We start from the raw sequence: 25,537 nt of genomic DNA on the forward strand, positions 1-25,537 counted from the left end.
GAGAACCGGTCGTGTGAGAAGATCGACAAAGTCTATTAGTACTTTGTCGGTCTTTTTTAAAACAAAGTGAGCGTTGTTCGCGAAATTACCACAAAAGATATATTGAATATTTTGCTTAAGTATGGTTAAAATAAGATAATGTTATCGATATTAGGACGAGCAACAAACCAAATACAACGGCAGACCTTCGCAAAAGAGCGAGATTGTTTTTTGAATAAATAGAAGACGAATCTCACCCAAATAATCTTCTCAAAAACCTCCATTACTACTGAAGGGTTATTACTCAAGTATAATCAACCAATTTCCTTTAGAAAAACATAAGATATATTTATTATTATTTATTTTTTTCTGATCATTTTTGTATCTTTATTATTATAGAAACGTGGTGTAACTATGGGAGTCCATATCACAGAATTAGAAAGTATGAAACTGAAAGAACTCTATGAGCTTGCTAGAGAATTTAAGGTTTCGTATTACAGTAAATTAACAAAAAAAGAATTAATTTTTTCCATTTTAAAAGGACAAGCAGAACAAGACGGCCTAATGTTTATGGAAGGTGTTTTAGAGATTATTCAATCGGAAGGGTTTGGGTTCTTAAGACCGATTAATTATCGTCCGAGTTCAGAAGACATTTATATTTCTGCATCACAAATCCGCCGTTTTGATTTGAGAAATGGTGATAAAGTATCTGGGAAGGTTCGTCCACCAAAAGAAAATGAACGCTATCATGGATTGCTCCATGTAGAAGCTGTAAATGGCGAAGCTCCAGAAACGTCTAAAGAGCGCCCACATTTTCCTGCACTGACGGCCCTTTATCCAGAGAAGAAAGTCAATCTTGAATCAAAGCCAGGTCGGGTATCTTCTCGGATTATTGACATGATTTCTCCAGTTGGATTTGGACAACGTGGTTTAATCGTCGCTCCTCCAAAAGCAGGGAAAACTTCTTTAATGAAGGAAGTGGCGAATAGTATTGCTGATAATCATCCTGATGTTGAGTTGATCGTTCTTCTCATTGATGAGCGTCCAGAGGAAGTAACGGACATTGAACGCTCAGTAAAAGCAGAAGTTGTGAGTTCAACGTTTGATGAAGTGCCAGAAAATCATATTAAAGTGGCAGAGCTTGTCTTAGAGCGTGCGATGCGTTTAGTCGAACACCGTAAAGATGTCGTCATCTTAATGGATAGTATTACACGTTTAGCAAGAGCCTATAATTTAGTTATTCCACCGAGTGGAAGAACATTATCAGGCGGGATTGACCCAGCAGCGTTCCATCGTCCTAAACGATTTTTTGGGGCTGCAAGAAACATTGAAGAAGGTGGGAGCTTAACGATTTTAGCAACCGCTTTAGTAGAAACAGGTTCACGGATGGATGATGTGATTTTTGAGGAATTTAAAGGAACAGGAAATATGGAATTACATCTTGACCGCAAAATTGCGGAGCGTCGTATTTTCCCAGCGATCGATATTCGTCGTTCCAGCACAAGAAAAGAAGAAATGCTTATGCCAAAAGATCAGCTTGATAAGCTATGGGCTATTCGCAAAACAATGAATGATACTCCTGATTTTGTTGATAAATTTATCCGTCGTTTACGTGATACAAAAACGAATGAAGAATTTTTTGACGAAATGGAAAAGGATATGAGCGGTCAAAGTCGTAGAAAATAGTGGAAATTTAATTTATCCTGATACGACTAATAGCTCATCAAACCTTATATATAGCGGTATTTTTGATTCGGATTTAATCAGCTTGAAAAAATAATCTTGGTCATTTGGTTTTTTTCGACGAAACTATGTTGCAAAAAGCGTGTCACATTGATATAATTTCGTCATGTGTGATTAACTCTGTTTCGAAGAGATTCAGGGCAAAAGGAGATGAAAGATATGAAACAAGGCATTCATCCTAACTACCAAAAAGTAGTATTCATGGATACAAGCACAGGTTTCAAATTTCTAAGTGGTTCTACAAAAGGATCTGCAGAAACAATCGAATGGGAAGATGGAAACACATACCCATTATTAAAGGTTGAGATTAGTGCAGATTCACACCCATTCTACACTGGTAAGCAAAAACTTACTGATGTTGGTGGCCGTGTTGACCGCTTTAAGAAAAGATATAACCTTAAGTAATTTTAAGAAGAACAGGCAAGCGTTAATTCCTTGCCTGTTTTTTTCACTTTTAAGGTTGATATTTTAAGCTCAATCACACATTTAATTGAGAATGAACTCATATACATACGTTCCATTTAGAGGATGTCTAAGTGGTTCTGTTCATAATAGAAGGACAAGCAGTAAATAGAATGTACGGTAAGGTGGGAGTTTAACATGTTAAAGCGAGAAGGTTGGATCGAGGTTATTTGTGGCAGTATGTTTTCGGGGAAATCCGAGGAATTAATCCGTCGTGTCCGTTTAGTAACTTTCGGTAAAATGAAAGTCCAAGTTTTTAAACCAAAAATTGATAATCGATACAGTGATGATGAAGTTGTTTCACATAATGGAACAAGAGTGATTGCCATGCCTATTTCAAAATCAATCGACATTTTACATGAGATCGAAGCCGATGTAAAAGTCGTCGCGATTGATGAAATTCAATTTTTTGACGAGCAAATCATTCAAGTTTGTCAGCAGTTAGCCAATCAAGGCATTCGTGTCATCTGTGCTGGTTTGGATCAAGATTTTCGAGGGGAACCATTTGGACCGATTCAACCACTATTAGCTTTAGCTGAAGAAGTGACAAAGCTTCAAGCTGTTTGTGCTTCTTGTGGATCTCCAGCAAGCCGAACGCAGCGTTTATTAAATGGTAATCCGGCTTCTTATCATGACCCAGTCGTTCTCGTTGGAGCATCAGAAGCTTATGAGCCACGCTGCCGCCATTGCCACGACGTACCAAACAAGCCGAACTCAGCTATGCTATATGTAGAGCAAGAGCAGTATTGATGTTCATTAGCTGATTCATTTAAGGAGCAGCTGGGAATATTGTTTGGCTGAGGTAAGAAATCAAGGTTGGTCATTTTTGACATGAAAGCTCTTTTGGGAATCGGGCACTCTAATAGTACACGTTAGTGTTTACCATTGGAGGTGCAATAAAGTGAAAAGGCACATATTATCGATACTCATTTTAGGCGTCATATTCGGACTCGTTGGCTGTACGAACCCACAATCTCCACAGGTGCAATCAACAGGAGCGGAAGAAAAAACAGTCACAGTTCAAGATATTACTCATACATTATTTGGGCCCGGGCCGATGAAATATAGCAGAATGAACAAACAAGCACCTTATGGACAAATAGGTTTAAGTTACCAAAGTTCGACCCAATCACAGCGGACTTTAGGTGATGATAAAGAGGAAATAATAGAAATCATCGAAAACCATACAGAATTTACTCCAGGTCTTGCCTTTATTGTCGGAAGCCATGTCTATGTACATGTTGATATCCCACAAAGTCTAAATGGTGATGAAAAAGATAAACAAATCAAAGAATTAAAATCAGCCTTAAGACGCCAAATGCCACGTTACCAATATCATGTTAACGAGAAAGACACTTAGTCCAATGAAGGACTAGGTGTTTTTTTGTATGTTGTTTGGTGAAAACAGCCGGCCCGATTGCGGAAAAGAGAAGATTGGGATTAAAAAGTGGCGGAGTTATTAGGTAAGGAGCGAATAGCAGCGGATGAGTAATGAAAAGCCAGGCAGTTAAGATTGGAGAGCGAATACAGTTTCGGCAGGTTGACAAGTTCAATTCGAAAAGTGACAGGCGCTTGTCGAATTGATGTCCAATGAATGCCGTAGTGGCTCAGATTCGATGTCTTTTGGAATCAAAGGAGCTCAATGAATGCCGTAGAGGCTCAGATGGGATGTCATTAGGAATCATTGAAGCTCAATGAATGCCATAGAGGCTCAGATGGGATGTCATTAGGAATCAAAGGAGCTCAATGAATGCCATGGCGGCCCTGATTCGATGTCATTAGGAATCAAAGGAGCTCAATGAATGCCATAGCGGCCCTGATTCGATGTCATTAGGAATCATAAGGGCCCGATGATTGCCGTAGTGGCTCAGATGGGATGTCATTAGGAATCAAAGGAGCTCAATGAATGCCATAGAGGCTCAGATTGAATGTCATTAGGAATCATAGGCACTCAATGAATGCGATAGCGGCTCAGATGGGATGTCATTAGGAATCATTGAAGCCCAATGAATGCCATAGTGGCTCAGATGGGATGTCATTAGGAATCATTGAAGCCCAATGAATGCCATAGAGGCTCAGATGGGATGTCTTTTGGAATCAATGAAGCCCAATGAATGCCATAGTGGCTCAGATTGAATGTCATTAGGAATCATAGGCACTCAATGAATGCGATAGCGGCCCAGATGGGATGTCATTAGGAATCAAAGGAGCTCAATGATTGCCTTTGTGCCTCTAATTCAACGGTTTCGAGCTTCATAGGGGCCTTCCTTTTTGACAAGTCAGGCACTTGACGAATCTCCATCCTACAATAACAAAAAAGATGAGAGCCAATTAAGGCTCTCATCTTTTCTAACATATAATAATGCCTTTATTCTTCTTCGGCCTCGTCTTCATTTTCCTCAGACTCAGCATCCGTGCTCGCTTCCTCTTCTTCTTCTTCTTCCTCACTTGAAGAGGAACTTTCATTAAATTCAAATTCAATGGTATGGGTTGAACTTTGAATGAAGAAATGACCGACACTATAATTTTCAACTAACCATTGTTCGGCTTCTTCATCGTAAAAAACAAGCATTTCATAACCGGTTCGATTAATTTGGCCTTCTCGTAAAATCGCATATGTTTTAGCATCTGGTTCTTCGTAGGCGTATTCGACTCGAACGGTTAATTCATAACGGTCTGATTGTGGGTTAAATTCAGGTTGTTCGAGTGTTTCTTTAATGTATTTTGCTGTTAAAAAAGTGTATTCATAATTGTTTCTTGAAGTGGCGATCTTTTCATATTCACCTTGAGTTCTATCCTTGTAGTCTTCAGAGGCAAAGGCCATTTGATCGACATTGCCATCTACTAACGATTCGAGCATTTGCTCCCAATTTTCATTGAGCATCTCCATGACTTTTTCCATTTCTTCATCAGGCATGGCGACAAATTCGTTGTAGTTAATAAATTCATCATCCACATCAACTTCATCTGATGTCATCGTAATCCACGGGAATGTTCGTTCAAAGGTTAATTTTGCTGTTCCATCAAGTGGCAGCCTTCCGATGTCTGTTTCGGTTGTTCCTGCGACATAATCCGTTTCTTGTCCGTTAATATAGACGGCAGTGTCATCATAGTTTGTCGTTACTTTTACATTGGCAATGTCAAAATCAATGTTAACGGTTTGTTCGAAGCTTCCCACTTGAAAAAGGTCTAAAGTCTCGGTTTCTATGGCATCGACGTAACGACCTTCGATAATCGCTTCCATTTCATAGGTCCCTGGACTTACGGGTCCGAAGGGAATTTCTTCATCAGCGGTTGTCGAAGCTATTTGTTCACGACCATTAATGGTTAAGGTGGCCTCATCTTCATTGACATAAATGGTTAAATAAAGTGGGCTGATTTTAATTCGATAATCATCAAAAATGAACCACTTTTTCCCTTCTTGAGTCATTCCTAATGAGCCTTGCCCATTGTTAAGGAGTGAGGCTGAGAGAGCGGTATTCCGATCGCCATTCGCAAAAGCAGCGGCTTGGGTTTCTAATGCTTCAAACAAATATTCACGGTCATTTTCATTTTTATTTAAGTATTTAATTAAGGCATCGGCATCGGCTCGTGAATAATTCCAATCAGATATCGTTGGATCTAATAATTGGGCAACTAACTCATCATCTTCGTTCAGAACCGCATTTTGAAAATCAGCGACCGTTTGCTCAGGGTCAATCGATTGGGAACCTAGAATATAAAAGGTTATCGCCGTCGCCAATAGTAATACAAGAATTGTGACAATTGTAATCACTTTCATTGTCCAAAATGGCTTTTTTTCCTCAGATTGTTTCTGTTCCATTTCTTTACTCGTCTCATTCTGTTCGACCTTTGCTCCGCACTCAGGACAAAAGGCAGCACCTTCTTTTAAAGGTGTTTGACATTTTTTACATTTCAATGATCTTCCTCCATTCTAAAGCGTTTATCTATTGAAAAAGGAATTGAATCCTAATAATGAAAACAAACTTCAAAAAATATCAAAAAAAATGGATTGATTTTTTGAAATAGGGGTAAATACTGCATAGGCATATTTAAGTTAATGGAATGTTTTTGTTAAACGCACAATGAATCATACCATAAAGACTAGTAATCTTCAAAAAAAGTCTAGAGTGTTTTTTTAGAATTTTCAATTAAAAAGTTAAATGAGGAAACGACTCTAGACAAAAAGCACGATGGAGGCTGTTAAAGATGGAGAAAGGGGAGAGGAGGGCGTGTAGATATCTGTCAAATTATGTCGTTCTGTATGTTCATAGTGAAAAAATTTCGGTCTTATTATTGAAATAACTTCCAATTTAATCATTCTTTTTAAGTGTCTTTAAAAAAATGATGCGGTAAACAACCATTTATTGTATGGATTTATATGACGAAATTAGGGTAAATGTCCCAGAAGTTACTATATTTTTAAAAGTTAAAAATGTGAAAATGTGTATTTATATGTTCTCTTATATGTATGAATTAATATGTGTCGAAGCGGTTTCCGGGTTGTCGTACCAATGGTTGAGGCAATTGAGTAAATGATGAATTTGAAAGAAGGGCGAAGGAGAGCTAGCGGTTGTAAGAATAGGAGAAATACCCTGTTTTTGGGGTTTTTACGCAATTTTGATGGTGAATTTAGTACAATACCATTTAGATTATAAGATTTGTATAAAATGACAAATGAAAAAAACAAGCATGTCTTTTGGTACAGGACAAATCAAATATAAAAGTAAATGAAGCAGGTGATTCATAATGAAGAAATTAAAGCTTGTAGTGGCAGATCAAGATTCCATCTATTTATCTTCTTTTGGAGAATATGTCATTTCATCGAATATGAAGTCCAATTTTGATGTGAAGTTCTTTTCTTCAAACGACAGTGTTCTTAAATATTTAAACAGTGGTGCCCATGTTGACTTACTCGTGGTTAATGAACAGATCCGTAGCCAGTTTGACTCTTTCCATTTTGATGGTTTACTTGTTTCGTTAGTGGAGGACAAAAAGCAGGTAAATGACGAAGAGGCACGTGTTTTTAAATACCAACCTTTAAATCAAGTCATCTCAGATATTTTATCCCTCTATTACGAACAGCATCAATCACCAACCAAAACAGGTTCAGGTTCTATTAAAACAAAGGTATTAGCGGTTTATTCTCCAGTAGGTGGTTCTGGGAAAACAACTTTTGCCGTCAATGTGAGTCGACAGCTGGCTTTAACGAATAAAAATGTCTTTTATTTGAATTTAGAATTGCTCAATTCAACAAGCCTTTATTTTTCATCGAGTGAGGATAAACCATCTTTACAAATTTTTTATTACCTAAAAGCAAAACCAAATGAATTGCTGGCGAAGATCGAAAAATTAAAAAAGTACGATCAACATACAAAGGTCGACTATTTTGATTTACTCCCTAGTCCAATTGAATTACAAGAAATAACAGAAGATGAAACAAAAGTACTGATTAAGGCTTTAGTTGAAACCGAACAGTATGATTACATCGTAATTGACTTAGATAGCTCGATTACGTCATTAACAAAAGCGGCAATCGAAAGTGCTGACCAAATCATTTGGATGATGAACAATGATTTACAAAGCTTTCACAAAACGAAAGTGCTGTTTGAACACTTTGAGGATTTGTTTGGTCCTGGAAATGGGATTGAAGAGCAAACGACGATTATCATGAATCGTTTTAATGGGCAATTGCAATCATCCTTTCAAACGTATAATCTCCCTGTGCGAGGGTATTTACCGAATGTCCCATCTTGGTCACAAATAGCCGATACACAGCAAATTTTCTATGATCCTCATTACAATCAAGAGCTGATCACGATTACTAAAGGATTAATTGAGCAAGAACGGGATGGTGTCTCGATTGGTTGAAGATAAAGTGATTAAAGAACTCGTTACCAAGTTGCGTGAATCATTGGATCTCATGCATTCGATTCCAAATGATGAGTTGGTTGATTACATCGAGGCGGCGGTATTTGATTATGCCGAGGAGCATCGCTTAAAGTCAGCCGAGATGAAATGGATTGTTGAGCGTATTTACCATTCTTTTCGTGGTTATGACGTCCTGCAGCCGTTAATTGATGATAAATCGATTACCGAAATTATGGTCAACAACCATGAAGAGATTTTTATCGAGCGCAATGGGGAAGTTAGTCAGGTTGATATGAAGTTTGAGAGCAAACAAAAACTTGAGGATATCATTCAGGCGATTGTCTCAAAAGTCGACCGAGTCGTGAATGAATCTTCGCCAATTGTCGATGCAAGGCTTCAAGATGGTTCTCGTGTCAATGTGGTACTGCCACCGATTGCTTTAAAAGGGCCAGTTATCACGATTCGGAAGTTCCCTGAAAAGCCATTAATGATTGAGGACTTAATTGAAAAAGGTGCTCTTTCTAATGAGGTCGCTGATTTTTTAGAGAAACTTGTCCGAGCTAAATACAACATTTTTATTGGGGGAGGAACAGGTTCAGGTAAAACGACTTTCCTAAATGTCTTATCTAATTTTATTCCAAAAGACGAGCGAATCATCACGATCGAGGATTCCGCTGAGTTACAAATTAAGCAAGTCCCGAACCTTGTTAGTTTGGAAACAAGAAATGCCAATACAGAAGGGCGAGGCGAAATTAATATCCGAGATTTAATCCGTGCTTCCCTCCGAATGCGTCCGAACCGTGTAATTGTTGGAGAGGTTCGTGGAGCCGAGGCTCTTGATATGCTACAGGCGATGAATACCGGACATGATGGTTCATTATCAACCGGTCACGCCAACTCAACAAATGATATGTTAAGCCGTTTAGAGACGATGGTCTTAAGCGGAGCGAGTTTACCTGTTCAAGTCATTCGTCAGCAAATTAATTCAGCGATTGATATTATGGTTCATTTATCAAGGCTACGCGATCATTCACGTAAGGTCGTCTCCATTTCCGAATTAGTTGGAATTGAAAATGGTGACATTCAATTAAATCCTCTTTTTGAATTTGTAGAAGAGGGAGAAGACGAAGAAGGCAAGATTATCGGAACATTAAAGCCAACAGGGAATAAGCTTCATTCTGATTCGAAATTGCGCCAAGCCGGAATCGTCGTTTCGTAAGAATGGAGGTGAGATGAAGAAATGTTTGATCTATTTCTGATATTATTTTTAGTCGGATTAGTTGTCGTTTATATTAATGCCGTCCGCAAGCGGAAAAAACGAGAGAAAGACGGATTTGACGGCAAGGAATTAAAAGCGGAGAGCAGCTTTGCGAAACGAGCTAGAGAAATTCGAGAGGAAGCCAATAAACGAAAAACACCAAAACAAGTAGAAGGTCATTTGATTGATTATTCAAAATACCATTTATCAAAAAAAGAATGGCTCTATTATTTCTTTGTTGCCTTTACCGTTTTAGGATTACTTGGTTATTTATTTTATGAAAGTTGGATTGCGGTTGCGATCATCGGCTCTCTTGCCTTCTTCTTTCCAAAAATGCGTAGAAAAACATTACAAATTAATCGGAAAGAAAAGCTGAATCTCCAGTTTAAAGAGGCAATTGCCTCCTTATCTTCATCACTTGCTGCAGGGAGGTCGATTGAAAATAGCTTTCGTGAAGTGGTCGGTGACTTAAGGCTGCTTTACCCAGACCCTAACACGCATATCATCCGCGAATTTGAAATTATTAATCGCCGTATTGAAAATGGGGAAACGATTGAGCGAGCGATTCAGGATTTGGCGAACCGTTCTGATTCAGAGGATATTTTAAATTTTGCCGATGTTTTTATTACGTGTAAACGAACAGGTGGGAACTTGGTTGAAGTCATTCGGCGAACATCGGATGTCATTAGTGAAAAGGTCGATATTCAACAAGAAGTCCAGGTCATGATGGCTCAGAAAAAATTCGAATCAAGAATTTTATCGGTGATGCCGATCGCCTTAGTTGCCTTTTTGCGATACTCATCGGGCGAGTATATGGACCCGCTGTATCAGTGGGAAAATCTTGGACCGATTATTATGACGATTTGTTTAGGCTTGTTGCTATTCTCGTACTGGCTCAGTCAACGAATTATGAAAATTGAGGTGTGAGCATAGACATGATCATTTATGGAATACTCGTTGGAATTATCGTCGTCATTTATTTTGTCTTATCGGTGCTCTCACGTAATCAATATGATGAAGTCATTGAGGAATTTGGCGATCAATATCCATTAAAATTTATGGCACCAATATCGTTGCATCTCATCTATAAGACTAGATTACTAGAGCGGATGCATACGCAAGTGTCGTCGATTCAAGGAAAAATGATTAGCCTTTATGGAACGCGTGAGGCGTATAAGCATACAAGAATGTTTATGACCCAACTCGTTTCGGTTGTTCTCCTTTGTTTGCTCACTGCTGGACTGCTTGGGCTCTTATCAGAAGGCGACCACTTTATGTTTGGAGCGGGACTCTTTTTTGCCATCTTAATTCCTGCCCTTTTAGTGAACCAGCTTTCGAATAAAGAAAAAATAAGAAAGCAAAAGATTTTAATCGAGCTTCCAGAGGTCGTTAATAAAATCATTTTACTTGTCAATGCCGGTGAAACGGTCCAACAAGCACTTATCCGTTGCGTCGAGTTAAATGGAAACGATGATTCTCCATTATATGAAGAACTACGAGTTGTCGTGAACAAATTGACAAGTAATGAACCATTTGCCGATGTCATGAATGACTTTAGTAAAAAATGTGCGATGCAAGACGTATCGATTTTTACAACCACTGTTCTACTTAATTATCGCAAAGGCGGTCAGGATTTAATCTTATCGTTACGTGAACTATCACATGACTTATGGGAGAAAAGAAAAAACATCTCCCGCACAAAAGGAGAAGAAGCGTCATCTAAGCTCGTCTTCCCACTTATGTTAATTTTCGTTGCAGTAATGATTATTGTTGGCTATCCAGCAATAACCATTTTGTAAATAAATTCAATCACCCAAAAAACAGGAGGAATCACATATGGAAACAATGAAAACTTTTTTCACAAACTTTTGGAACGACGAGGAAGGCTTACAAACATTAGAAATCATGCTCATTATTGCCGTTATTGTTGTCATTGCGTTGTTGTTTAGAAATCAAATTATGGAGTGGATTGATGGTTTACTAGAATTTGGTGATGATCAAATTGATAACTTTACTAATTAAGAAAGGTTGTTTGACACATGGCTGAGCTGATTCTCAAACGTTTAAAAAGGTTTAAAAACGATCAGTCAGGGGTCTTTACGATTGAAGCATCGATGTTATTCCCTATTATTCTCATCATCACGATGTGCTTAATTTTTTTTAGTCTATTTATTTACCAAAAATCGGTCGTGCAATATCAAGCGAATAAAATTGCCGACCAAGTGGCCTCCTCGTGGACGAATAGTCAGATGGATCCAAAAACAGGTGAATTCAGTACGTATACTACCTTTGATGGTGGGGATGGATTGTATTGGAGAACAGCCGAAGCAAGCTTTCTCGATTTTCTTAACATACCGTCAGTGGGCACGAACCGAGCAGCAGCAAAATTGCGTCCCGAACTACAGGATGCTGCTTTAGGGAATGTGACGGTGGAGATGAAATCGCAATTTTTTGGTTTTAATGCGATTGTCGTCACCGTTGAGCAACCTTTATCATTCCCAAGTTATGTGACTGACCTTTTTGGAGTGACAGAAATTAAAGCTCAGTCCCAAAGGCCAATTACAGAACCAGTGGAATGGATCAGAAATGTTGATTTTGCCGTCTATTTCTACGGGAAAATTGGAGAGTTTGGCTCTTATATTGAAAAAATAGGAAGCAATAAGAATTAGTGATGAAATTATTGATGAAAATCAGGAAGGAGTAGAGGAATGAAAAAATGGTTAAAAAAAGCGTACCATAAGCTCGTTTTTGATGAACATGGGGCCGTTTCGATTTACGCCATCATGATCACTCTACTCCTGTTTCTTTTTAACGCGGTACTAATTGATTATATGAGGATTATGGTCGCTGAAAGGGAAACAGAACAAGCGGCAAGAGCTGCAGCCCGCTCGGTAATGGCCAACTTTGACCAAGGAGTTAAAAGCTACGGTTTATTCGGGGCTGATGGTGGTCAGGAAGAAGCCAATGAAATCTTTCAAAAAGTATTTGAAAACCATTTAGCGGTCGATGGAAGCAGTGGCGATATTTTTCACTTCTCTACTCCACAACCAGTATCAGGAGAAGTGAATGTCGTCGTTGATGAAGGGCGAATGCTGGCCCATTCGGAAATTTTTAAACATCAAGTTCTTGAAGAAATGAAATACTCAGCCCCAATTGAAGTTGGGCAGGCATTGATTGAAGGCATACTCGGTATCTCAAGTGCGATGGAAGAAGCTTCAAAGCTAAGCAAAGTTCATAAGAAAATTCGAAAAGACTTGGAAGAGCGTGAGGAAAAATTAGATGAAGCATTAGAAAAATTAAAAGCAGCCAAAGATATTATGGAGGAGTTAGAGGGGAAAGTGAAAAACCCAGGTAGCTCAAGCTTCCCAGATGTGAACAACCTCAATGATATTTTAAGACATTATGATCGATACAATGAAATACGCTCGGAAGAAAATGAAAGTGAAGAAGACTTATCTGATGATGAGATAGAAGAACGTGAGGAAAATAGTGAAGATGCGGATAGCTTTATTGAGAACGCAGAGACCCTTGCTGATGATATTTACAATAAAGTGATTAGAGTTGGTGAATTGTTAGACGAAGCCAAAACGCTCATTGAAGAAGCGAGAGTAAATAATCAAAATGTTGCCGATGAATTAGCAAGCGTTGATGAAGAAGTTGATTTTTCTGACGCGGTTGATGCTGGCAATATGAGTGATACGGATAATAGCAGTGGTTACAGCGGTGCTGAAGGTGGTATTGAGGAGGCAAGAGGAGAGTTAGATAAACTCGTTTTTGAAGATTCCTTTTTTGAACAATTGCTTGAGTATATCGAAGATGGTAAAGAAGCAGTTGATGATGGAGCGATTCAGGACACCGATGCGATGCGCTCTAAAATTAATGGCATTGGCTCGATGATTGACAATGGTTTAATAAGGAATCAAAAAAGTTGGTTTCAAAATGGAGTTAATCAAATCGGCACAGCCCATACAACCGGAAATAGTAATGTCGTTTCGGCCTACAACCATTTAAAAGATGGCATTGAAGAAATGAAAAGCACCGATGAAAAATCATCTGAAGAAGTGGAAGACAAAGAAGATGAGGCAGAAGAAAATTTAGAAGATGCGAATGAAGATTTAGATGAATTTTTAAATGGGATTGCCGATTCAAATGAAGGTTATGGTGAACTATTAGAGATTCTATCTAAATATATCGAGGCTGCTGATAGTGAAATTCCAATTGATCGAGACAATACAGACGATTTATCAGACTCTACCTTTAACTTAATTGATATGCTGTTTAAAAATATGGGGAATATTCTACTAAATGCGAGAGATGAGCTATATGTCAACGAATACATCATGACTAAATTCAAATCGCATGACTTCTCCAAACAAGATTACAGTATTGATCAAAATGAAATTGAATTCATCTTATACGGCCAAGCAAATTCCGCCGATAATTTCGCATTAGCCATGACCGAAATATTCGCCTTCAGGTTTGCCGTTAATTTAGTCGAGGCATTTACACAAAACGAAGTAAGAGCATTTGGAAAGTTTATGTGGATAGCGGCGATTGCGTATGCAATCGGTAAAACTATTGAAAATTTAAATGAACTAAAATCGGGGAATAGGATTGAATTTTTTGAAGGCACCAGTTTCTATATGTCCTATAGGGATCACTTAAGATTGTTCTTATTTATTCATCCTGAAGGAAACAAAATCTCTCGAACAATGGCAAGAATTGAGCAACAATCTGGCTCTGATTTAACTCAGCTACCAACTTATATTGAGGGCAATGCTTCTTCTTCGCTACAACTTTGGTTTTTACCTGGCGTAACATCTTTATTGAGTAATGCAGGTATTCTGAGTGGAGAAGTAAAGGATAGGGAATTTATTATAGAAAAAGAGATTTATTATTCTTATTAAACAGGCAATGGAGGAAGTATCATGAAAAAAATGATGACAGCAGTAGGAATCACATTATTAGCAGGGAGTTTGTTAGTTGCTTGTAATAATGATGATGGAGCAGGTGCACCGGAAGATACAGGCAGCGATGAAAGGGTAAATGATGTCGCTGATGGTGATAGTAGCGAAAATGACTCGACCACAAATAATGGGATTGATGATGAGGTTGAGGAAAATAATGATGGTGATTCAGGAGAGTCGGAAGGTCCAGTTTCTAGTGAGGAATTTGAAGATCAATTGGATTTATCGATAGGCGATACAGGCCAAGTATCAAGTACACTAGGTGCTTTTGAAATGACAGTAGATTCTATCAGTAAAGAGGTAGAACTAGATGGAAAAAGTTCTCCATTAGATTTTTACCTTGTAGTTGATGTTACATTAAAAAATATTGGTGATAAAACATATAATGCTGAAGATATAGCTGGCTCATATAGAATAACCAATGTTCCAGATGGTTCTGGACAAAGTGATATTACAAACAATCTTGATTCAATAGATAAACTAACAGGTGACCTAGAACCAGGAGAAGAAATAAGTGGAAAGCTAGTATTTGATGTACAGGGTGAAGGAGAGCAGTATTTAAAAATAAATGGTGGTTTAATAGCTTCAGATGCTGTTCATAACGATACCGTTTGGACATTTACAGAGGATGAGATGGAGTAATCGGTAATGAGAAAGGTCCTGAATGACCTTTCTCCACCCTATTTGAGTTAAGCAGTGGGAGTGTTTAATTGAAATAGAGTGAGCGAGTTAAAGAGTGGAGGAAATGTCTATGAAAAAAATGATGACAGCAATCGGAATTACAATACTAGCGGGGAGTTTATTAGTAGCTTGTAATTCAGATGAGGGTTCAGTAGAAGCTGAAAATGGGTCAATTGATAATGATAATCCTGGAAGTGAAACGTCAGGAGATGAACAAGAGGATTCTTTAAGTAAAGAAGATTCAGAGACTAGTGATTCGAATAGGATTGCTTCTACAGGTGAGTATGAAGACCAAGCTGATCTTCAAATCGGGGATACAGCACAAATTGCAAGCACGATAGGAGAGTTTGAAATCTCCATTGACTCAGTTGAATATACAGAAGAACAAATTGATGGTGAAGGCTCATTATTTGATGCATGGATTATTGCAGACATTACCGTAACAAATATTGGAGAAACAGTTTTAGCACCAGATAACACTATAGGAGTTCTTGAAATAACAAGTAACTTAGATGGGTCTGGTGCACCAGACTATTCATCACAATTCGATAGCGTTGATGGATTGGAAGGAGAACTTCAACCAGGTGAAACAGTTAGTGGTCAGGCGCTTTTTGTAATTAGAGATCGGGAAGAACAATACATTAGAGTCAACAGTGGATTAATGGCTGCAGGTGGAGTCAAGAATAATGCGATTTGGACATTTGAGACAAGTGAAGCAAAAGAGTAAGTAAAAGAGATATTAAATGTAGGAGGCTATTATGAAGAAAATGATGACAGCAGTAGGAGTCATATTTTTAGCGGGAAGTTTATTAGCGGCTTGTAACAGTGATGAAGGAACAGATACAAGAGAAGAGACAACGGATGAGGGGACTTCTAACGAACTGGTAGATGAGGGTGAAAATGAAGAAGATAACGAAACTGATTCAGAGGCTTCAGGTGGAGGAATGTCCTCAGACCAAGACTTTAATGACCAGTTAGATTTAGGAATTGGAGATACCGCTCAAATCTCAAGTAATCAAGGGGCCTATGAAATTACGATTCATTCAGTTAAAAGAGAAGAAGAAGTCGATGGAGAGACCTCTATGTTCGACTACATTATTGTAGTTGATTTAACTGTAAAAAATATAGGTGATGAAGTTTTAGATGCATACAACCCGATAGGAGTTTTAGATCAAACAGCAAGGTTAGAAGGTTCCGGATCAGGTGATTTTTCTAAGGATTTTCCTAGCATTGATGCAATTTCTGGTGATTTAGAACCTGGAGAAGAAATCAAAGGGCAAGCACTTTTTGCTACGAAACAAAATGGGGAACAATTTATTCGTATCAAGCCTGGCTTAATAGCAGCAGATGGTGTTTATAACGAGGTTGTCTGGACATTTACAGAGGAAGAAATGGAGTAATACATTTTGTAAATGAGAAAGGTCTAATTATAAATAAGACTTTTCTCCATCCTATTTGAGTTAAGCAGACAAGTGGGAGGGTTTAACTGAAATAGAGTGATAAGAGATTGGAGGGCAAGGAGTATGAACAAGATGATCAAGGCAGTAGGCATTAGTGTATTAGCTTTTGGAGCACTAGTCGCGTGTAATTCAGAAGCAGAAGAATCCTCGGGTAATACTTCACAATCTAGTGATTTTGTAGATGGAGCAGAACAAGAGGGGACGGGAGAACAGATTAATATCAGAATGGGAGAACCCGTGCAAATTGACAGTACGATTGGTTCATTTGAAATTACCTTAAATTCATTAACAAGAATAGAAGAATTTGAGGTTCGTGGTTCAGCTAACTTTGATTATTTTGCTATTGGTGATTTTACGGTCAAAAATATTGGGGACACAGATTATGATGCAAAAGATATGGTTGGTGCTTTTGAATTAACAGACGATGTGGAGTCAGGTGGCCGTGGAGGCTATGCCATAAAACCTGAGGATGGGCTTGATGTTGAACCAATTACGGGCATATTGAAGCCAGGAGAAGAAACGTCAGGAGCCATTCTATACCCTACCTATGATTATGAACAACATCATTTAGTGATCAAACCAGGCTTACTAGCTGCGGGAGGTATTAAAACAGAGGCGGTTATCACAATTGATAAAGATGAGTGGCAATAATCACTCAGTTAGAAAATAAGTAAAGTTATGACAATCCATATGACTTTTGTAAAACCTTAGTAACATTATTTATTAAAACGTCATGTATCTTAGTTAAAAACCGTGGGCTATAGTCTGATTTTGAAAAAATGTGGATTAATTTGGTTTTAAATGGATAAAAGAAGGGCAAATAGAAATATCTCTCTGTTTTGTTTGCCTTCATTGAATTCCTTTTATTTAAAGCGGTGGAATGAGGAGGTGGGAACAAGAATGTTAAAAAGGTTTATGCGAAGAGAGGATGGAAGCTTAACGCTCGAGGCTGCGATGGTGATGCCGGTATTTTTACTTTTTACGGTCTTTTTAGCCATGATGATTCGAATATCTGTGGCAGATATGGCATTAAAACAAGCCGTAAGTGAGACGACTCAAATCGTAGCAACACATGCCTATCCAGCCGCTTTAATTGTAGAGGGTGGTGCTAATGCAGCAGATAATTGGATTAAAAATTTTACAGAAGAAGAATTTAGCTTAACTTCCGTCGAAAATTTAGTGCAGGAAGTACTAGGTGTCTTTGGGATTGAAATTATGGATGTCTTTGGAGACGCAGCAGTCGGTGCTACTCAGCCGTTTGTAGAAACGAATTTTGGTAGAGCAAACTCGGACGGTTTATTTGATCCTAGTAGGGTGAACGTAACAAATGTTGATCTGGACGTGTCCGGTTATGGTTTAAAAGGCTACTTCGGCATAACCGCCACCTACGAAGTCCCAATCATTGCCCCCTTCGTCAATCGCACCATCACACTCGAACAAAGTGCATACGAAAAAATCTGGACCGGATCATAAAACCAGCTGCTTTAAGGAGGTGTATGTGTTTGTATTTGGAGATTTATGATTATCTTTTATTTCTTTATTTGTTAGTTGCTTTATATATGGATGTTCGTTATCAGAAGCTGCCGAACTGGCTTACGGCGGGGGCGATGGCGGTTGGTCTTGTGTTCCATTTAATCGTGAATGGAATTGATGGTCTCATTTTTTCTGTTTTAGGCTTACTTGTTGCTGGTCTTATTTTCTTACTTTTATACGTATTTAAAGCCTTAGGGGCAGGAGATGTGAAACTCTTTGCCGGAATCGGAGCATTAATTGGGGTTGTCAATGTACTCAATGTCATGATGTACTCGATTATTTATGCCGGATTAATTGCCATCGTCTTGTTAGTCTTTACAAGAACTTTTTTACGACGTTTAGTGACAGGTTTGTTTGCGATGATAAGTAGCTTGACGTCAAAGGATTTATCACATCTAGAAACATTTAAAGCAACAAAGGCGACTCGTTTTCCATTTATGTATGCCGTCGTACCTGCTGTTGTCACTGCTTATTATTATTTAGGAAAGTTTTAATTGGAAAATGAGATAGGAGGAAAAACCATGGGAGAAAGCAAGACAATCTTTGGTTTGAGTTATGATTACCACGAGAAAAATGGACAATATTTACTTTTTACAAAAAAGAATCAACAAGAGCTAACCGAGGAGAACATCATTCATCTACAGCTACGGATGATGCAATCGAACCAAATTCCGAACCTTCTACCATTATCTGTAGAGGAAATTGATTTTCACTTAAAGCTCTATTATGACATTACGTCGAAACGTCAATTAAACGTTTATTTAACCCAACATCCATTATCCTCACACGAGTTTTATCAGTTGTTTATGAACATCCTGACGACGCTTGAGCAAAGTAAACTCTATATGCTGAATGAACATCAGTACATATTAAAGGAAGAGTTTATTTATCTCGGCAAAACGTCGCAGCAATTGTATTTAACCTATGTACCGGTGGAAAGTTTAGAAAAACAAACGACGACAATGGAAGACTTAAAGGAATTATTAGGTTCTCTTGCAAAGAAAGTCGATAGTTTACAAGGGAGTGAGCTAAATACGATTAACCAATATATTGAGAATCCTTCTTTTAATTTAGCTGGTTTGAAGGAATTATTATTGGAGCTTCAACAATTAAGACCTAATCCTTATCAAGGTTACCAATCGATGAATCCGCAGCAACCCCATCCGGCTCAAGCTAACGGTTCATTTAATCAGCCACAACCGTCTCCACAGGGGCATGAAAATAGTTCAACTTATGAGCAAGGTCAGGAGCAAAATGAACCATTTGATCCGTTTAGACAGGACCCGGCCAAATCAAATAAAACGAACGTAAAAGAAAAGAAGAAAAAACCTAAAAATAAGGAACAGAAGCCACAAGGTGAGCCATTAACCCAACGAATTAAGCTCTATATCGGGGTTGGAGCGGCTTTGGCCATCGCGTTAGTTTGGAAACTATTTGAAATGGTTCCGTCACAAGGGATATTTTATACAGCCGTTACTTTAAGTGTCTTGTTGTTGGCTGCGGCCGTTTACTTTATTTTCTTCTTTAAAACAGGCGTATCTAAAGAAAACAAAACGAAGAAAAAAGGTCAAACGAGAGCAGAAGTGGCTGCCTCAAATGAACAGAATCAGCCAATCAATGGTTATTATCAACAAGTGCCTCAAGGGGTAAATAGTAATGGATATGCAAATGTAAATGGTTCACCGTCAAATTATGTTTCCTTTAACCAAGGAGTGAGCCCGCAATCACAAGGCTATCAACAACCAGCCGCGACACAAGTTCAACCGACGGCAACGGCCACAGCCACAGCGGTCGCAACGAAACCTCAAGTGATGCCATCTTTTAATGAGGAATTAAGTTTAGCGGCACCAAAGTCAAAACGAAAGCCAAAACCTGAGCCGGTTGCTTTTATGGAAGAAGATCATTCGTTAATGATGGATACAGGTTTATTATCAGAAAGTGATGATACGGTTCTATTAGGCGACGATGATTTTGATGAGGAAGTTGGGTTTGAAATAACGAATCCTCATTTAGAGGTCGAACGTGATGGAGAACTTGAACAAATTGAACTCAATCAGTCTCATTTTACGATTGGACGAAATGACTCAGCGGTCATCTATGTAGAAGATAGCGTTGGGGTTTCGCGTGTCCATGTTGAATTCGTTCGCATTGAAGATAGCTTTGGTGTGAAAGACTTAGGATCAAAAAATGGTACAAAATTAAATGGGGAAGCACTTGTGCCATACAAAATCTATGCTCTCCAAGTTGATGATATCATCTCAGTCGGAAAAGTTGATTATACCTTTAAATGGGAGTAAGCCTTTATGACTTTTAATGAAAATTGGCAAATCGGTCTTGCTACACATACAGGACCAGTAAAAGAGCGAAATGAAGATAATTATTTTTTACGAATGACGTTTGATCCAAAAGGCCAAGAATTTGGAGTATTGGCAATTGCAGATGGCATGGGTGGGTATCAAGACGGGGCTGAAGCGAGCAAACTAGTCGTCAAAAAATTAGATAGTTGGTGGCTAAAACGTGTCCCAAAATTATTGAAGAAAAAAAACTTACAACAGCATTTGTCTAGTGAATTTGAGAAGCTTTTTGTGCAAATGAATCAAGAGCTTTTACAAATTGGCTCTAAGCTTGGAACGACCTTGTCATTAATTGTCATGTATGGTGGACATTATCAGCTCTATCATGTTGGTGATAGTCGTATTTATCAAATTAAGGGGAGCCAAGGATTTCAGCGTTTTATTCATCAACAGCAGCAACACGATATCAGCTTAGCGAAGCAGCTGACTGAGGAATTAGAAGTCGAAATTGAAATGGCTCTGTTAACCGAAGATCATTCCTGGGTCGAGCAGCAAGTTAAAAAGGGCAAGTTAACAAGAGAGCAAGCGAGAAACCATCGCAAACGAAACATGCTCACCCAATGCCTCGGAATTGAAGAACATGTTGACCCTTTTGAGCAAGTTGGATTCTATCATTCTAGCGATTTATTTTTACTTTGTAGTGACGGGTTTTATTCGATGTTCTCCGATGAGGAAATCATAACGACCTTACAAGGGTTAGAGAAAGAATACACCGATTTGCAGCTTATCGCTGATTATTTAGTGAAGCTCGCTAATTTTTCTGGCACAAGAGATAACATTACCGTTTTATTAGTACGTAATATATTTGCCAAAGATCAAGTGACAGAATCAGAACAGAAGAGTTTTTTACAATCCTTATTCAGTCGGACTAAGCGAGGAACACAGTAAAATGGCGAAACATGATATTCATTTCCAAGCCGGTGATGTCTTAAAGGGACGTTATGAAATCATTCGTCAAATTGGAGCAGGTGGAATGTCAGCCGTTTATTTAGCAGAAGACAGCCACGATCATAATCAATTATGGGCTGTAAAAGTAGCGGATATGAAACAGAAAATTTCACGTCGCCTATTTTCTGAAGCAAAACTGCTTAGTGAGCTTAACCATCCAGGCCTTCCTCAAATTGCAGACTTTTTTGCTTCTGAAGACGAACGTTACTTTTTCCTCGTCCAGGAATATGTCGATGGCAGGTCATTGCTTGAAGTGTATGAAAATCAAGACGAGCCATTTTCAGAAGAAGAGGTTTTGAACATTAGCTTAGCTTTAGCCGAAATTCTTGATTATTTACACAGTCAACAACCAGCCATTATTTACCGTGATTTGAAGCCAGGTAATATTATGATTACAACAAATGGGCAAGTGAAACTGATTGACTTTGGGATTGCCCGAAAGTTCGATGAAAGCAAGTTAAAAGACACATTACAAATTGGGACGGTTGGCTTTGCCGCTCCTGAGCAATTTGAAAAGCAACAATCCGATACGAGAACCGATTTATTTACACTCGGTGCCTTAATGTATTATCTGTTAAGTGGCGGGAAGTTTGTCTATATTACCCAAAAGCCGATCCAGCACTTTCGCACAGGTTTAACAAAAGCGACAAGAACATGCTTGGAGGCTTTAGTACAGCTGGAACCAGATAACCGTCCGCAATCAATTATTGAGGTGAAGGAGTATTTACAGCAAGGGATTGCTCAATTGCGTAAGTCTTCTTGGCATCCTCAACTGAATTGGTGGCTTATCACAAAATACTCTGTATCGATTTTAAGTCTCATTGCAGTGTGCCTTTATATATATTTTGACCAATTATAATTAGGAGAGGTGATTAATATGAATTGTCAAGCGTGTGGAAAAGAGTTAACAAATGCCGATAAGTTTTGTATTCATTGTGGCGAAAAGGTTGGAGAGAGTCTAATCAGTGATTCGGCGGCAAAAGTGGAGACAGAACCGACTAAAAAAGAAACGGCTGCAGCGATAGAAGCTGTTCATCCGACTCAAGCTCCAACAAGTGGGGGAACGACTGAGGCCAATAAGGGCCAAAATGAAAAGGTCGAACAAGCGAAAAAGACCGCATCGGATTATTTTCAATTTATTACAAAGCAACTGAAAGCACCGACAGAAACCGCGATTAAATATGAGAAAAGCAATTTCATTTTCGGGTACATTAACTTTGCTCTCATTTCGTTATTTTTTGCCTTAGCATCTTATTTTCAATTTTCAAGTTTAGCGAGAGGTTTTTTGAGTGCAGGCGACTTTTTTGAACTGTTTTTTCAAGCGTTCTTTTCTATCGCTGTGATTCTTGTTGCGACGGCGGCCCTTCTTTTTGCAGTGTTAAAGTTTGTCTACAAGATTGACTTAAAATTTCATGACATCGTCAGTCAATACGGAACGTGGTTAAGCATCCCGGTCTATATTGCCGCCGCTTATTTCCTTTCATCCGCGATTGGATTGAATGTCTTAACGTCATTAATCGTTGTTCTTCTATTAAGCTTACTTGTCGCGGTAGTTGCTCTTACTTTCTTTTATTACCGTCAGCAGATGTCAAAAGGCATTGACCCGATTTATGGACTTTTAATCGTCTTTGCAGGAGTAGCAGTCATTTTAGCATTAACAGCAGATTTTATTTTATCTGGTTTAATGAGAGCCATTTTTTAATAATCGAATAAACGGAAGCGACTAGACATAACTAGCTATAGAAAGTAGAAAACGAGTCCAAAGAAGATATTTTAGTTGTTTTTCAGTTGTTTTTTCTTTGACCAAAACGGAGCCAGCGTAATACCCGGAGACTCCCGGTTCACCCGCGGAACGCGTAGGGTATGGAGCTGGCGGAGTAAGAGAAATTCATGCAAACCTACTAACTGACATGACGTTTTCAGAGGCCTTAGTTTAATCAATCTAGCTACGTCCGTTAGAAGCTCGAGAAAAATCGCCCATCTGAGTGAAGACAAAAAGCGTCTTCATCAGCTGTTCTTGCCCACAGGACGTGGGTACAAGGCGTTGCGGCAGGATGGCGCGAACTTAGCGTTGATCCTTAATATTCTCGCTTCTGAACGAACAGGCTTCGCTTTTTAATCAGTCTAGCTACGCCTGTTAGAAGCTCGAGAAAAATCGGTTCGTCTAATGAAGACAAAGAGCGTCTTCAGTAGTCGCCCCTAATTTTTTCTCGCTTCTGAACGAACAGGCTTCGCTTTTTAATCAGAAAAGGAGGGGAGAGCATTGGCGAAAGAAATACAATTTTCCAATGGAACGATCGTTTTATTAGAAGATTCATTTTTAGTTGAATTAAATAAACACGGGACAAATGTGCAAGAGATCGAACAGCTTGATGAGTTAAAAAAACCAAACTCTCTATTTTTCCCACTTATCGAATATGAAATGGACGAAGAGAAAATCCGTCTTACATATAAAAAGTCACCGGGATATTTTCCGTTTGTAGATTTTTTACAAATTAATCAAAAGGAAAAGCAAAAGTTAGCGTTGGCCCTACTCGATATTCAACAAATCGAGGGAACTCAATTTACGACTTCAATTGAGCCAAACAATGTTTTTTTCCGTCAAGATGGGAAGGTGAAATTGTTACATCGAGGGATTCGTTCGGTTCTTCCACCTGAAAATTTGGAACGGAAAACCTTTCTATACCATTTAAAATGTTTAATTGTTTCCTTATTTTCAGGAGTTGATTTCCATCAGCTTGTCGAAAAAGGTTTTGTAAAAGGAACAACCGCTTCTCCACTTGTCGATGACTTGATTCAAGCAAAGTCGCTCGATCAATTAGTTCAAGTGTTAAAAGGGGAGTATCCAGAGCCAGCCGTACCACCTATTAAGGAAAAATCAGGTAGTTCTGCAGCTAAGAAAGGGAAGAAGGGCACCGAAAAGCAGCATCAAAAAAAGAGTGGAGCTGGGCTAGGGCAGAGTTCCAACAAAGTCGTGCCGGAAACGAGTGGCCCATCATCCGAAAAGAAAGCGGCAACTCGAAAAGCGAAGCAAAGTGCAAAGCTTAAGCAAGTAAACAAGCAAGAGCCACCGCTTTTAGGACCAAATGAAGGAATCGATCAAGGGGGAAGTTTTCATCAGCCGCCAAAAACAAATCCGAATCAAAGTCCATTTCCATCTTATAATCATGCACCAAACCAAGCCAACCAAGGGTTCCAAGGCACACCTCAAGGATATCCGTCACCACCAATTAAGGATGAAACTCTAGAAACAAAGAGTACACAGGCGGCATCTTCTTTTATGGCCGCACTTAATCGTTCGACAATTTTTATGATGGTTGGTGTATTAGTAATTGGACTGATTGTTGGTGGAACGATTCTTTATTTTTCATCTGTGAGACCAACTGCAAACGCACTATCTACTGAAATGGCTAATAATGAAGAGACAAATACCGAATTACGCACGGCAAATGAAGAGCTCGAAGGCGAACTAGCATCAAAGGAACAGCAACTGGCTGCTTATCAAGCTCTAACAAATGATGACGTTGAAGCCGCTATTACTGCTTTTGAAGCCCTCCCAGATTCAACGAGCGAAGATATGGAAGTGTTAGCCCAGTTATATAGGGAGCATAATACGGTGGAAAGTTTGTTGAAGGCCTTTGCCTTAGCTCCTCAATTTGAAGATGGAGCGGTTACCGGCTTGTATCAATTAAACAATGATGAAGCTAATGAAGCCTTACAATCTTTGGAGTCTGAGAATGCAACCGTACGGATAGAACAAGCCAGATTAAATGGCGACGACGAGCAAATTATCGCTATTTATGAAGAAGAGTTAAATGAACATGCACGAGCCAAACAATTGGCCGGAAACAGTTATTTGCGGCAGGACGATTTAGACAAAGCTCGTGAAATAGCCCTAGAACGTGAAGATAAAGGTCTGCAAATTCGTATCCTCGAAAAAGAAATCGATTTAGTTAAAAAAGATGATGACTTAGACGATGATGAAAAAGATGAACTCATCGAAGGACTAGAAGATCGAATTGACGATTTAAGTTGATTGGAAGTTTAGTTTGAATGAAAGGGTCGTTAAATTTAAATTTGGTTCTTTTCCCCACAAAAGTGATTTATTAATCATTTGTGGGGCATTTTTATGTCAAAATGTTTGAATGAATAGGGTAAAAGCGAACTTGAATTGAGAATGAAGCCGGAAGAGGGTTGTTAGAAAGTGGGAAAAGGAATTAAAGGGCGGGAATGAGGCTGAAAGCTATTGAATAAAAGTCTCAAAGGGAATCAAAGGCCGTC

The 25,537-nt window shown here is 38.7% G+C and carries 23 protein-coding genes; 22 read left to right on the forward strand and 1 reads right to left on the reverse strand.

Annotation, left to right across the window (positions count from 1 at the left end):
- Positions 1-393: 393 nt before the first annotated feature.
- The 4 genes from rho to AA0017_RS21510 all read left to right on the forward strand — a co-directional run bounded on the left by rho (position 394) and on the right by AA0017_RS21510 (position 3,544).
- A complete protein-coding gene (rho, locus tag AA0017_RS21495; protein ID WP_413377864.1) occupies positions 394-1,665 on the forward strand; it encodes a transcription termination factor Rho in 1,272 nt (423 codons plus the stop codon).
- Positions 1,666-1,881: 216 nt separating this feature from the next.
- Positions 1,882-2,127, forward strand: coding sequence for a type B 50S ribosomal protein L31 (locus tag AA0017_RS21500; RefSeq protein WP_413377866.1), 246 nt, complete (start codon positions 1,882-1,884; stop codon positions 2,125-2,127).
- A 195-nt stretch (positions 2,128-2,322) separates the two neighbouring features.
- Complete coding sequence (locus AA0017_RS21505; protein ID WP_413377868.1) at positions 2,323-2,934, forward strand: thymidine kinase; 612 nt, start codon at positions 2,323-2,325, stop codon at positions 2,932-2,934.
- Between the two features lie 151 nt (positions 2,935-3,085).
- Positions 3,086-3,544 carry a hypothetical protein gene (locus AA0017_RS21510; RefSeq protein ID WP_413377870.1) on the forward strand — a complete coding sequence of 153 codons (459 nt, stop codon included), beginning with the start codon at positions 3,086-3,088 and terminating at the stop codon, positions 3,542-3,544.
- Positions 3,545-4,552: 1,008 nt separating this feature from the next.
- Here AA0017_RS21510 and AA0017_RS21515 read toward each other — a convergent pair.
- Positions 4,553-6,103 (reverse strand): zinc ribbon domain-containing protein, encoded by a 1,551-nt coding sequence (locus AA0017_RS21515; protein WP_413377872.1) that lies wholly within the window; start codon positions 6,101-6,103, stop codon positions 4,553-4,555.
- An 830-nt stretch (positions 6,104-6,933) separates the two neighbouring features.
- Here AA0017_RS21515 and AA0017_RS21520 point away from each other — a divergent pair.
- The 18 genes from AA0017_RS21520 to AA0017_RS21605 all read left to right on the forward strand — a co-directional run bounded on the left by AA0017_RS21520 (position 6,934) and on the right by AA0017_RS21605 (position 25,292).
- Positions 6,934-8,055 (forward strand): AAA family ATPase, encoded by a 1,122-nt coding sequence (locus tag AA0017_RS21520; RefSeq protein ID WP_413377874.1) that lies wholly within the window; start codon positions 6,934-6,936, stop codon positions 8,053-8,055.
- Positions 8,048-9,274 (forward strand): CpaF family protein, encoded by a 1,227-nt coding sequence (locus tag AA0017_RS21525; protein ID WP_413377876.1) that lies wholly within the window; start codon positions 8,048-8,050, stop codon positions 9,272-9,274. Before AA0017_RS21520 ends, AA0017_RS21525 begins: the two co-directional genes overlap by 8 nt.
- Before the next feature lie 21 nt (positions 9,275-9,295).
- Positions 9,296-10,240: a type II secretion system F family protein gene (locus AA0017_RS21530; protein WP_413377878.1), complete on the forward strand. Its 945-nt coding sequence runs from the start codon at positions 9,296-9,298 to the stop codon at positions 10,238-10,240.
- A gap of 8 nt (positions 10,241-10,248) precedes the next feature.
- The gene (locus AA0017_RS21535) at positions 10,249-11,112 is read left to right on the forward strand and encodes a type II secretion system F family protein (protein ID WP_413377880.1); all 864 of its coding nucleotides are present in this window, start codon (positions 10,249-10,251) and stop codon (positions 11,110-11,112) included.
- 37 nt (positions 11,113-11,149) lie between these two features.
- Complete coding sequence (locus tag AA0017_RS21540; RefSeq protein WP_413377882.1) at positions 11,150-11,335, forward strand: Flp1 family type IVb pilin; 186 nt, start codon at positions 11,150-11,152, stop codon at positions 11,333-11,335.
- Positions 11,336-11,352: 17 nt separating this feature from the next.
- Positions 11,353-11,982, forward strand: a complete 630-nt coding sequence (locus AA0017_RS21545; protein ID WP_413377884.1) for a TadE/TadG family type IV pilus assembly protein — start codon at positions 11,353-11,355, stop codon at positions 11,980-11,982.
- Between the two features lie 39 nt (positions 11,983-12,021).
- A complete protein-coding gene (locus AA0017_RS21550; protein ID WP_413377886.1) occupies positions 12,022-14,220 on the forward strand; it encodes a DUF5702 domain-containing protein in 2,199 nt (732 codons plus the stop codon).
- Between the two features lie 21 nt (positions 14,221-14,241).
- Positions 14,242-14,922, forward strand: coding sequence for a DUF4352 domain-containing protein (locus AA0017_RS21555; RefSeq protein WP_413377887.1), 681 nt, complete (start codon positions 14,242-14,244; stop codon positions 14,920-14,922).
- Between the two features lie 109 nt (positions 14,923-15,031).
- On the forward strand, positions 15,032-15,688 hold the full coding sequence (locus tag AA0017_RS21560; RefSeq protein WP_413377889.1) for a hypothetical protein: 657 nt from the start codon (positions 15,032-15,034) through the stop codon (positions 15,686-15,688).
- Between the two features lie 31 nt (positions 15,689-15,719).
- Positions 15,720-16,361, forward strand: a complete 642-nt coding sequence (locus AA0017_RS21565) for a hypothetical protein (protein WP_413377891.1) — start codon at positions 15,720-15,722, stop codon at positions 16,359-16,361.
- 123 nt (positions 16,362-16,484) lie between these two features.
- On the forward strand, positions 16,485-17,072 hold the full coding sequence (locus tag AA0017_RS21570; RefSeq protein WP_413377893.1) for a hypothetical protein: 588 nt from the start codon (positions 16,485-16,487) through the stop codon (positions 17,070-17,072).
- 237 nt (positions 17,073-17,309) lie between these two features.
- Positions 17,310-17,894, forward strand: a complete 585-nt coding sequence (locus AA0017_RS21575) for a TadE/TadG family type IV pilus assembly protein (protein WP_413377895.1) — start codon at positions 17,310-17,312, stop codon at positions 17,892-17,894.
- A gap of 23 nt (positions 17,895-17,917) precedes the next feature.
- Positions 17,918-18,448 (forward strand): prepilin peptidase, encoded by a 531-nt coding sequence (locus AA0017_RS21580; protein ID WP_413377897.1) that lies wholly within the window; start codon positions 17,918-17,920, stop codon positions 18,446-18,448.
- Positions 18,449-18,475: 27 nt separating this feature from the next.
- On the forward strand, positions 18,476-20,251 hold the full coding sequence (locus AA0017_RS21585) for a DUF6382 domain-containing protein (RefSeq protein ID WP_413377899.1): 1,776 nt from the start codon (positions 18,476-18,478) through the stop codon (positions 20,249-20,251).
- A gap of 6 nt (positions 20,252-20,257) precedes the next feature.
- Positions 20,258-21,196: a PP2C family protein-serine/threonine phosphatase gene (locus tag AA0017_RS21590; RefSeq protein ID WP_413377901.1), complete on the forward strand. Its 939-nt coding sequence runs from the start codon at positions 20,258-20,260 to the stop codon at positions 21,194-21,196.
- A gap of 1 nt (position 21,197) precedes the next feature.
- A complete protein-coding gene (locus tag AA0017_RS21595) occupies positions 21,198-22,115 on the forward strand; it encodes a serine/threonine protein kinase (protein WP_413377903.1) in 918 nt (305 codons plus the stop codon).
- 18 nt (positions 22,116-22,133) lie between these two features.
- Complete coding sequence (locus AA0017_RS21600; RefSeq protein ID WP_413377905.1) at positions 22,134-22,958, forward strand: hypothetical protein; 825 nt, start codon at positions 22,134-22,136, stop codon at positions 22,956-22,958.
- A gap of 561 nt (positions 22,959-23,519) precedes the next feature.
- Positions 23,520-25,292: a type VII secretion protein EssB/YukC gene (locus AA0017_RS21605; protein ID WP_413377907.1), complete on the forward strand. Its 1,773-nt coding sequence runs from the start codon at positions 23,520-23,522 to the stop codon at positions 25,290-25,292.
- The last annotated feature ends 245 nt before the right edge of the window (positions 25,293-25,537 follow it).

The organism is Alkalihalobacillus phoenicis, from assembly GCF_047302405.1.
GTDB lineage: Bacteria > Bacillota > Bacilli > Bacillales > Bacillaceae_D > Alkalihalobacillus.